This window comes from Streptomyces glaucescens, assembly GCF_002154375.1.
GTDB classification, from domain to species: Bacteria; Actinomycetota; Actinomycetes; order Streptomycetales; family Streptomycetaceae; genus Streptomyces; species Streptomyces glaucescens.
This window is the reverse complement of the sequence record NZ_MUND01000005.1, coordinates 1-9875: the sequence shown is the minus strand read 5'-3', so window position 1 is coordinate 9875 and position 9875 is coordinate 1. Positions and strand designations below refer to the sequence as shown.

The 9875-nt window shown below is 71.4% G+C and carries 9 protein-coding genes; 3 read left to right on the top strand and 6 right to left on the bottom strand.

The window, feature by feature from the left end; genetic code table 11:
- Window positions 1–17: 17 nt before the first annotated feature.
- Window positions 18–530: a DUF4396 domain-containing protein gene (locus tag CCN42_RS00460; protein WP_086732536.1), complete on the bottom strand. Its 513-nt coding sequence runs from the start codon at window positions 528–530 to the stop codon at window positions 18–20.
- Window positions 531–819: 289 nt separating this feature from the next.
- On the opposite strand from CCN42_RS00460, the gene CCN42_RS00455 reads away from it, so the two are divergent.
- Entirely contained in the window at window positions 820–2091 is a 1272-nt protein-coding gene (locus tag CCN42_RS00455; protein WP_245877084.1) for a CHAP domain-containing protein, read from the top strand.
- An 82-nt stretch (window positions 2092–2173) separates the two neighbouring features.
- On the opposite strand, the gene CCN42_RS00450 is transcribed toward CCN42_RS00455, so the two are convergent.
- The 4 genes from CCN42_RS00450 to CCN42_RS00435 form a co-directional block, all read right to left on the bottom strand.
- A complete protein-coding gene (locus tag CCN42_RS00450) occupies window positions 2174–2659 on the bottom strand; it encodes a hypothetical protein (protein WP_245877083.1) in 486 nt (161 codons plus the stop codon).
- A gap of 174 nt (window positions 2660–2833) precedes the next feature.
- Window positions 2834–4024, bottom strand: a complete 1191-nt coding sequence (locus CCN42_RS00445) for an aggregation-promoting factor C-terminal-like domain-containing protein (RefSeq protein ID WP_086732535.1) — start codon at window positions 4022–4024, stop codon at window positions 2834–2836.
- A 101-nt stretch (window positions 4025–4125) separates the two neighbouring features.
- A complete protein-coding gene (locus tag CCN42_RS00440) occupies window positions 4126–4305 on the bottom strand; it encodes a hypothetical protein (RefSeq protein ID WP_086732534.1) in 180 nt (59 codons plus the stop codon).
- Window positions 4306–4566: 261 nt separating this feature from the next.
- A complete protein-coding gene (locus CCN42_RS00435; protein WP_086732533.1) occupies window positions 4567–4875 on the bottom strand; it encodes a hypothetical protein in 309 nt (102 codons plus the stop codon).
- Between the two features lie 172 nt (window positions 4876–5047).
- On the opposite strand from CCN42_RS00435, the gene CCN42_RS00430 reads away from it, so the two are divergent.
- Window positions 5048–6043 (top strand): helix-turn-helix domain-containing protein, encoded by a 996-nt coding sequence (locus CCN42_RS00430; protein WP_086732532.1) that lies wholly within the window; start codon window positions 5048–5050, stop codon window positions 6041–6043.
- Window positions 6044–6423: 380 nt separating this feature from the next.
- Window positions 6424–8025, top strand: a complete 1602-nt coding sequence (locus tag CCN42_RS00425; protein ID WP_211294603.1) for a carbohydrate-binding protein — start codon at window positions 6424–6426, stop codon at window positions 8023–8025.
- Between the two features lie 86 nt (window positions 8026–8111).
- Here the strand turns inward: CCN42_RS00425 and CCN42_RS00420 are convergent, their stop codons facing one another.
- Entirely contained in the window at window positions 8112–9539 is a 1428-nt protein-coding gene (locus CCN42_RS00420; protein WP_086732537.1) for an MFS transporter, read from the bottom strand.
- Between the last annotated feature and the right edge of the window lie 336 nt (window positions 9540–9875).

Genomic DNA, 9875 nt, shown 5'->3' with positions numbered 1-9875 from the left:
GCCGGGGGCCGGGTGGGTCAGTGGTAGGCGTGGACCACCGCGTGACCCTTGCCGCGGCCGATCATCCACTTGTTGACCGGGGTGGTGAGGACGAAGGCGACGGCGAAGCCGCCGAGCAGGGCGTACCAGAAGAGGCCGTCGGTCAGGTGGGCGTCCATCGCGCCGGGGGTGAGGGCGATGATCGTGTTGTCGACCAGTTCCATCACCGCGATCGAGACGGTGTCGGCGGCGAGGGCCACCTTCACGGCGCTCTTGAGGTCCAGTCCTGCCCGCCGGACGGCGAACAGGGTGAACGAGTAGCCGAAGAGGAACGCCAGGCCGATCGCGAGGGCCATGGTCTGGGCGTTGCCCCACATCAGCCAGGTGCCGATGACCATGCCGAGGATCTCGCCGATGGCGCAGCCGGTGAGGCAGTGCAGGGTCGCCTTGGCGGCCATGCTCCAGGAGGCCGGACCGTGCCCGTGACCGCGGCCGTGCTGCTGGTGGCCCGCGTGGTTCCGGTGCTCGTGCTGGTGAGCGGTGTGGTCCATGACGTTCTCCCCATATCCCGTCCGGCGGGGGCTGGTGTTCCTCTCTGCCCCACGCACACCAACGTATACCCCTAGGGGGTATGTGTCCAGTGTTCGTCGGGACGCAACGGGCCAGGGCCGGTTGCGGCCAGTCGATCTCTCTTCTCACCGCGCTGACCTGCGGCGAAAGTAGTTCTCGCCACCGGGCGACACACCCGCCTCATCCCTCACAGCTGCACCTGCAGGGCAGCTGTCCGGGTCAGGGACGTGCCTTCGCCCGCTCGACTTCCCATGCCGCAGGAGAGAACCCGTGAAGCTGAGCAACGCCGTCCGCCGCACCTCCGCCGCCCTCGCCGTGGGCGCGATGTCCCTCGGGCTCGTCACCGTGACCGGCGGTGCCGCCCAGGCCGCCGCGCAGTGCACCGGCGACGTGTCGGTGTACGGCACGCTGTCCGACGGCCGGCTGACCTACACCCAGATCGCGCCGAACACCGGCGACCGGATGAAGACCCTCGTCGGACCGGACCTCGGCTTCACGCCCAAGGCGATGGCGACCCTGAACTTCAACACCGTCCTGGTGACGTCGACCGCCGGCGACCTCTACCGGGTGGACGTCCAGACCAACAACACCAGCCTCACCCTGGCGAACGCGCCGGTGAAGATCTGGGACGGCGGCTGGACCTTCGACAAGCTGGTCTACGACGGCTACGGGCACCTCTACGGCACGGTCGCCGGGCAGCTCCACCAGTACGTGGTCTCCCAGGCCAAGCCGTCCGGCTCCGCGCACATCGGGCAGCACGTCGTCATCGACACCGGCTTCGTGCTCAAGACGATGGCCGCGGCGGGCGACGACCGGATCATCGCCTCCACCGAGGGCGGCCAGCTCTACAGCTACAAGATCGGCGGGGTCGGCAACTGGAAGCGGTCGACGCTGAAGAGCGACGGCTGGTCCGCCGTGGACTCGCTGGTCTCGCCCGGCGGCGGCCTCTACTACGGCCGGACCAACGGCGGCATGTACTGGTACCACGACGTCGACCCGACCGACGGCGACGGCTCGGACATCGCCTACCACCCGAACGACCCGGTGGACGCCTCCGGCTGGACCCAGACGCTGCTGTCCGCGTACGGCAACAACTGCGCGTACGTGCCGCCGGTCCCGGTGGCCACCACCGGCGAGAAGATCGCCAAGTTCGCCAACGCGCAGGTCGGCAAGGGCTTCGGGGACTTCAACTTCTACCACCCGGGCGCCTGGTGCGCCGAGTTCGGCGAGTACGTCTGGTGGAACGCCGGGGCCAAGACCGGCGGCCTGACCGCCGCCGCGGGCAGCTTCTACACCTACGGCCAGAACAACGGCACCCTGCACACCTCCGCCCCCAAGGTCGGCGACGCGGTCGTCTACGGCTACTCCGGCGGCGGCTCCGCCAACCACGTGAACCTGGTCGTGGCCGTGGACGGCGACTACATCACCACCGTCGGCGGCAACGAGAGCAACATGGTCAAGCGGACCACGTTCAACTGGAAGACCAACAACAACCCGGTCAACGCCGGTGACATCTCCGGCTTCATCTCGCCGGTCGACTGATCGCCCCGGCCCCGGCCGCACCAGGGTGGAGCCCCCTCCTGTGAGGGGGCTCCACCCTTTTTCACGTCGTTCGGGGTGCGGCTCAGGCCCAGTCGGCGGGCACGCACGGGGTCGTGGGCGAGTCCATCGTGTCGACGACCCCGTTCACCGTCAGCCGGACCCCGCCGCCGTACGTCTCGGTGCCGTCCCCGGTGCCCGCGCCGTACGCGCAGTCCGGGACCGGTCCGGTGGTGCCGAAGCAGCCGCGGCGCTCGCCGACGGCGAGGGTGTACGAGCCACAGCCCGCGTCGGCGCCGAAGGAGGTGACGGTGCCGGAGACGGTGACGGCGGACGTCGAGTTGTTCATGACCACCAGCACCACCTGGGCGTCGTCGTGGGCGTTGCGCACCAGGCAGGCCTGGAAGCCGACCCCCGCCTTCGCGGTGTGCACGACCGTGCGGGCGCAGTCCCAGGTGGGTCCGGTGGTCACCGTCTGCCAGTACGGTGCCGCCCCGGCCGGCGCGGCGGCGATGAGCGCGCCGGTCACGCAGACGGCCGCGGTGGTGAGGATTCTGCCGGTCTTGCGCACGGTACTGGCTCCCTTGGTCGGGTGGAGTCGGGATCGGGCGCCACGGACGTTGAACGATCTTGCGGCGGACCGACAGGGAGAGCGGACGGCCTCTTTGGGCCACGGAGAGCGCCGGCGAACGCCGAAGGGCCCCGCCGGGGAGGCGGGGCCCTTCAGGAGGGGGCGCTGTCGGATCTAGTACCAGTTGTTGGCCTGCCAGAAGTTCCACGCGTTGCACGGGGAGCCGTAGCGGCCGTCGATGTAGTTCAGGCCCCAGCGGATCTGGGTGAGCGGGTTGGTCTTCCAGTCGTCACCCGCGCTGTCCATCTTGGAGGCGGGCAGCGACTGCGGGATGCCGTACGCGCCGGAGGACGGGTTGGTCGCGTTCCAGCGCCAGTTGGACTCGTGGTCCCACAGGTTCTCCAGGCAGGACCACTGCGCGGAGGTGGCCCAGGCGGCGTCCTTCTCGTTCATCAGCTGCCGGCCCGCGGCCTTGACCTCGGCGATGTTGTCGCGGTCGACGGTGGTCACCGAGGTGGTGCAGGTGTAGGTGCCGGGCTGGGCGGACAGCATCTTCTGCGTCCAGCCGCTGGTGTTGACCGGGTCGTCCAGGTGGTACGAGATGTCGGCGCCGGAGCCGTCGGTGGGGTTGGCGTCCTTGTACCAGTACATGGCGCCGGTGGCGAGACGGCCGTAGTAGAGGCCGCCGCCGGGCGACACGAGCTGGTTGAAGCCGGACCAGCCGTCGGCTTTCAGGAGGTTGCTCTTCCAGGCGCCCGCGCCGGAGACCGTGTAGTCGAGCAGCCGGCCGTCGTCGGTGGTCGCGCTGAGCCGGTCGTCACCGGTGGCGGTGAGGGTCTTCAGCACGAACCCGGTGTCGATCTCGGTGCGGGCACCGATGTGCTGGGAGCCGGCCGGCTTGTCCTCGGTGACGTTGTAGCGCAGCAGCAGGCCCGCGGCGGTGGTGCCGTAGAGGTGGCCGTGACCGTCGTAGGTGAGCTTGTCGTGGGTCCAGCCGCTGTCGGCGATCTTCACCGGGGCGGTCATGAGGGCCAGGCTGGTGTTGTTGGTCCGCACGTCGACGCGGTAGAGGGCGCCGGTGGTGGAGGTGACCAGCACGGTGTTGAAGTTGAGGGTGGCCATGGCCTTCGGCTCGAAGCCCAGGTCGGGTCCGACGAGCACCTTGGCGAGGTTGCCGGTGGCCGGGTTGATGGCGCTGAACGTCAGCCTGCCGTCGTCGAGCACGCCGTAGATGTTCACCCCGCCGGTGCAGGTGGTGGCCGCATCGGCGGCGGTGGTCGTGGCCACCGTGAGCAGCCCGGCGCCGAGCGCGCCGGCGGTGAGCAGTCCAGCGATGCCGCGGCCGGTTCTGCGGACGTTCTTCACTTTTCGGTCCCCCTGGGGCGGTGTGGGCTGAGAGTCTGGGAGCGGAGAGGTGTGGGAGCGGTGAGGCTGGGGGCGGCGCCCCGGGAGGGGGCGCGGCGGTGCTACTGCCAGCCGGCGTCGGCCGGGGCGAGCTGCCAGCCGGCGTCGTGGAGTGCGTAGGTGGCGGACGGAGCGGCCTGGTCCGCGTCGCCGAGCTGAGCGGCGACGGCCGGGGCGGCCAGCAGCGCGGTGAGGGCGAGGGTGGCGACCGCGGCGGCCTGGGCGATACGGGTGCGGAGCATGGCGGATCCGTCCTTCCATGGGTGCGTCAAGTGCGTGGGGATTCCCGTCCGTTCCCGCGCCCCGCGGTGGCGCTCGGTCCGGCCGGTGATCACTAGAATCCCCGCAGCTCAGGCGGGTTGGAAGGGCTTCCGGATGGCCGGAAAGGGCCTTGGACCAATGCGTCCAGGCGGCCGGATCCGCGTCCGCTGCGGCCGGTTCGGTGCCCGGTGCGGCCGGTTCCGCGCCCTGGGACAGCCGGCTCCGCGCCTTCCACGGCCGGTTCAGTCCACCGGCTGGGGAGCGAACGCCAGCGGCAGCAGCGGGACGCCCGCCCCGGTCAGCCGGGCCGCGCCCAGGTGCGGCACGTCCCGCAGCAGCCGCTCGCAGACCCGTACGGCCCGTTCCTCGGCCTCCTCCAGCACGGCGGCGAGCAGATAGAAGCCGAGGGTGAGCCGGTGCGGGGAGCGCGGGTGGACGGCGACATGCTCGACCCGGTCGCCGGGGACGATCGCCGAGCGCACCAACGCCTTGATGTCCGCGGGGAGTCGGGCACCGGGCGGCAGCTCGAGATGGGCGTGCACGAGGTACATGCACTCCAGCGTCTCAACCCGGTCCGGTCCCGATCGGCGTTACCGGCTGGCCTGTTGGGGCCGAGGCCCGTTCCGTCCTTCCTTCACCCAGCCCTCTGTGAGGATGCGGCTCCGCTCTGCGAAGATCATCGGCAAGTAGGGGATGTTCTGTGCAGGGACCAGGGGGAACCACATGCTCACCGCACTTGGCCTCGACTCAGCCGCGGAGACCGTCTACCGCGCCATGCTGAGACATCCGGCGGCCGGCGTGGCCGATCTCGCCGCCGCCGTGGGGGTGCCGGAGGAGGACGTGCGCGACGCCCTCGACGCCTTGAGCGAGCTGGCGCTGGTGCGGCCGGCCGCCGGGGACGCGGGCCGGCTGCGCGCGGTCTCCCCCGACATCGGCATGGAGATCCTGATGGCACGCCAGCAGGCGCAGCTGGCGGCCCAGCAGGAGCGCCTGGAGGCCTCCCGGGCGGCGGCGGCGCAGCTGATCTCCGAGTACGCCGAGCTGCGCCCGGCGACCAGTCACCCGGGGGTGGAGCAGCTGGTCGGCCTGGACCAGATCCGGGACCGGCTGGCGGTGCTGACCCGCGAGGTCACCGAGGAGTTCCTGGCCTTCGCGCCGGGCGGGCCGCAGACCGCGGAGAACATGGCCGCGTCCCGGCCGCTCAACCAGGATCTGCTGGAGCGCGGGGTGCGGATGCGCACCCTGTACCTGGACAGTGTCCGCAGCCACCGCCCCACCGTCGAGCACGCCACCTGGCTGGCGGGGCTGGGCGGGCAGGTGCGTACGGTGCCGTCGCTGCCCACCCGGATGATCCTGATGGACCGGCGGATCGCGATGATCTCGGTGAGCAGTGACGATACGGCGGCGGGCGCGGTGGTGCTGACCGGCCAGGGCACGCTCACCCTGCTGTACGCGCTGTTCGAGACCACCTGGGAGTCGGCGCAGCCGCTGGGCGAGGTCGTCCCCGTGGATCCGCACGGGCTGACCGCCCAGCAGACGGCGGCACTGCGACTGCTGGCCGAGGGCCACACGGACGAGGCGATCGCCAAGCGGCTCGGGGTGTCCCACCGCACGGCCCGGCGGATCGCCTCCGAGCTGATGGACCGGCTGGACGCCCGCAGCCGTTTCGAGGCGGGCGTCCGCGCGGTGCAGCAGGGCTGGCTCCCGGCGCGCCGGTGAGCCACGCCCGCGGCGGCCCGCCGACGCGGACCGGACCGGCCGTGGGGCCGCCGCTCCCGGTCCTCCATGAACCCGGGGCGTCCGGGCCGTGACGGCGGGCGAAGGCGGGCGGGGCCCAGGCGACGCGGCCGGCACCCGGCGGGCGAACAGGCGGAAGCGCGGCTCGCCAGGCACGGCAGTCACCGCCTCCGCGTTCATGTCTCTGAACTGGGATCACATAGAAACGTATTGACGCGTCCAAAGCAAGCCCTTACCGTCCCGAGGAACAGCCACTTTCCGGCTCTCGGCGGCACCCGCACGCACGCCCTGTTCATGTTCTGGAACGTCCCGCTCGAACCGCTCCGCCGCAGGTCGCCGGACAACCCCCTGGAGACGAACCGATGCACCAGAGACGAGCCCTGAGGCCAGTCCTCCCCGTCATCGCGTCCGCGGGCCTCCTCGCCGGCACCCTCGTCGCGCTGTCCGGCACCACGGCCCAGGCCGCCACCGCCCGCTACGAGGCGGAGGCCTCCCCCGCGGTCTGCACCGGCGCCATCGAGTCCGAGTGGTCCGGCTACTCCGGCACCGGCTTCTGCAACGCCACCAACGCCACGGGCGCGTACGTCCAGTTCACGGCGTCCGCCCCGGCCGCCGGCACCGCCACCCTGCGGATCCGCTTCGCCAACGGCACGACGACCGCCCGCGCCGCCACCCTCACCGTGAACGGCACCGCCGCCGGGTCACCGTCCTTCGAGGGCACCGGCGCCTGGAGCACCTGGTCGACGAAGACCCTCACGGTCTCGCTGGCCGCGGGGAGCAACACCATCCGGCTCAACCCGACCACCTCGGGCGGCCTGCCGAACATCGACTACCTCGAGGTCGAGACGACCGGCGACACCACCCCGCCCCCGACCACCGGCAGCGTCCTCTACGTCGCCCCGAACGGCACGGACGGCGCGGCCGGCACCCAGACCTCGCCCACCACCCTCACCTCGGCGATCAGCCGGATCACCCCCGGCGGGACGATCTACGTCCGCGGCGGCACGTACTCCTACGCGCAGACCGTCACGATCCCCCCGACGAACAACGGCACGGCGAGCGCCCGCACCAAGCTGACCGCCTACCCCGGTGAACGGCCCGTCCTGAACTTCTCGGCGATGGCCGAGGACCCGGCCAACCGCGGTCTCGCGCTCAACGGCTCCTACTGGCACATCACCGGTCTCACCGTCGAACGGGCGGGTGACAACGGCATCTTCATCGGCGGCAGCAACAACGTCGTCGAGCGCACCGTCACCCGCTACAACCGCGACACCGGCCTACAGCTCTCCCGCATGGCCTCGACGACACCCGCCTCCCAGTGGCCGTCGAACAACCTCATCCTCAGCGCGGAGTCCCACGACAACGCAGACTCCGACGGTGAGGACGCGGACGGCTTCGCCGCCAAGCTGACCTCCGGCCCCGGCAACGTCTTCCGGTACGCCGTCGCCCACAACAACATCGACGACGGCTGGGACCTCTACACCAAGCCCGACACCGGCCCCATCGGCGCGGTCACCATCGAGGACTCCCTCGCCTACGAGAACGGCACCCTCAGCGACGGCTCCCAGGCCGGCGCGGGCGACCGCAACGGCTACAAGCTCGGCGGCGAGGACATCCCCGTCAACCACGTCGTCCGCCGCAGCATCGCCTACGACAACGGCAAGCACGGGTTCACGTACAACAGCAACCCGGGCTCGATGACCGTCTCGGACAACGTCAGCGTCGACAACGCCCAGCGCAACTTCAACTTCGACGCCGGCACCTCGGTGTTCCGCGGCAACACGTCCTGCCGCAGCGGCAGCGGCACCAACGACCGGATCATCGGCAACGCCGACTCCACCAACCAGTTCTGGTCCGGCACCAACGGCTCCCGCTGCGCCGCCTACTCCGGCGCGCTGAACTGGTCGTACGCCTCCGACGGCCGCCTCGTGGTGACCTTCGGCGGCAACCGGGTCACCCCCTGACCACCACCCCGCGCACGCGGAGCGCCCGGCCGGGACGACCCCGGCCGGGCTTCCTTTCGCGTACAGCTCCCCGGCGGATTCCGCGGTCAGCGCCCGGACCCGGCCGGTTCCGGGGCTGTCTCGGTCGCCGCGGCAGCCGACCCGGCCACCGTCCGGGACGACCCGCGCAGCCCGAAGGCGGTGATCAGGGCGGCGAGCGCGGCGGCGGCCAGCGGAACGAGCAGGGCCGCGCGGTGGCCGTCGAGCAGGGCCTGGTCGCTCGTGCCGTCGGTCGCCGCGGTGAGCACGGCCGTGGCGGACGACAGGCCGAGGGCCGCGCCGAACTGGAAGGAGGTGTAGAGCAGACCGCCCGCGACGCCCTGTTCCGACTCCTCGACGCCGTCGGTGGCGACGATGGTCAGCGGGCCGTAGGCCAGGGAGAAGGCGAGGCCCAGGATGATCAGGCTCGGGAACATCATGGGGTACGTCCAGTCCGCGCCCAGCGGCAGCATCAGCGCGTAGGACAGCACGGCCAGCAGCAGTCCGCCGAGGATGACCCTGGCGTTGCCGAACCTGTCCACCAGCTTCGGGGTGAGCGTCGGCGACAGGATCGCGTCGACGCCGATCACGATCATGGCGAAGCTGGTCTCCAGGGTCGACCAGCCGCGCAGTTCCTGCAGGTACAGCACGACGACGAACTGGAAGCCGAAGAACCCGGCGGCGAACAGCAGCCCGGCGAGGTTGGCGCGGACGAGGTTCCCGCGGCGGAGGATGCCGAGGCGGACCAGCGGCGAATCCGCCTTGCGCTCGATCAGCGCGAAGACGAGGAACAGCAGCAGGCTCGCTCCCGCGGTCAGCGCCGTCACGCCCGCCGAACCGTGGCCCGCCCGCTCGACGGCGAGGACGAGGAGCAGGATGGCCGCCGTCACGCTGACCGCACCGGCCACGTCCATGCCCTGGCCGCCGCGGTCCGGCCTGGCCGACCTCGGGATGAGCGCGGTACCGGCGACCAGGATGACGGACGACAGGATCACCGGCGCGAAGAACACCCACCGCCAGTCGGCCGAGGCCAGCAGGCCGCCGACGACCAGGCCGATGGAGAAACCCCCGGCCGCGGTGCCCGAGTAGACGAGCAGGGCCTTGTTGCGCTGCGGGCCCTCCGGGAAGGAGGTGGTGATGATCGACAGACCGGCCGGGGTCATGAAGGCCGCCGCGACGCCGGTGACGAACCGGGCGGTGATCAGCATCCAGCCCTCGGTGGCGAGGCCGCCCAGCCCGGAGAAGAGCAGGAAGACGGTCAGCCAGAACAGGAACATCCGGCGGCGCCCGAACAGGTCGGCGGCGCGACCGCCGAGCAGCATGAAGCCGCCGTAGCCGAGCACGTAGGCGCTCATGACCCACTGGAGCGTGCCGGTCGACAGCCCCAGGTCGGCCCGGATGGACGGCAGGGCCACATTGAGCATGGCCACGTCGACGCCCTCCAGGAAGATCGCCCCGCACAGCACGAACAGCACGCCCCAGGCGCGTCCGGTCATGCGTGCGGTGCCGCTGTGCGAAGCGGATGGGAGTGCGGACACGGGAGGGTCTCCTCGGGGGGAAGGACTGCGGTGCCTGACCCCAGGAATCCTGCGCCGGGCCGACCACTCGTGGAAGAAGGCACTTTGAAGTCACCGAGTGACCGCGGCGGTACCGAGGGGACGGCGGGCGGACCGGACCGCGCGGGACGTCAGCCGGCGTCCCGCAGTCCCGTGGCCCGGCCCCGCGCGTCCCAGGCGATCTCGCGGACCCGGACCACCGCCTCCCGGTCGAGCGGACCGTACACGTGCGGGAACCGGGTGCCCTCGGGGACGCCCGGTTCCCGCACGTGTACG

Excerpts from the sequence above, each read along its gene's own strand:
- CCN42_RS00420 (WP_086732537.1), bottom strand. The coding sequence starts at position 9,539 with ATGACCGGACGCGCCTGGGGCGTGCTGTTCGTGCTGTGCGGGGCGATC.
- CCN42_RS00435 (WP_086732533.1), bottom strand. The coding sequence starts at position 4,875 with ATGTACCTCGTGCACGCCCATCTCGAGCTGCCGCCCGGTGCCCGACTC.
- CCN42_RS00430 (WP_086732532.1), top strand. The coding sequence starts at position 5,048 with ATGCTCACCGCACTTGGCCTCGACTCAGCCGCGGAGACCGTCTACCGC.
- CCN42_RS00460 (WP_086732536.1), bottom strand. The coding sequence starts at position 530 with ATGGACCACACCGCTCACCAGCACGAGCACCGGAACCACGCGGGCCAC.
- CCN42_RS00425 (WP_211294603.1), top strand. The coding sequence starts at position 6,424 with ATGCACCAGAGACGAGCCCTGAGGCCAGTCCTCCCCGTCATCGCGTCC.
- CCN42_RS00440 (WP_086732534.1), bottom strand. The coding sequence starts at position 4,305 with ATGCTCCGCACCCGTATCGCCCAGGCCGCCGCGGTCGCCACCCTCGCC.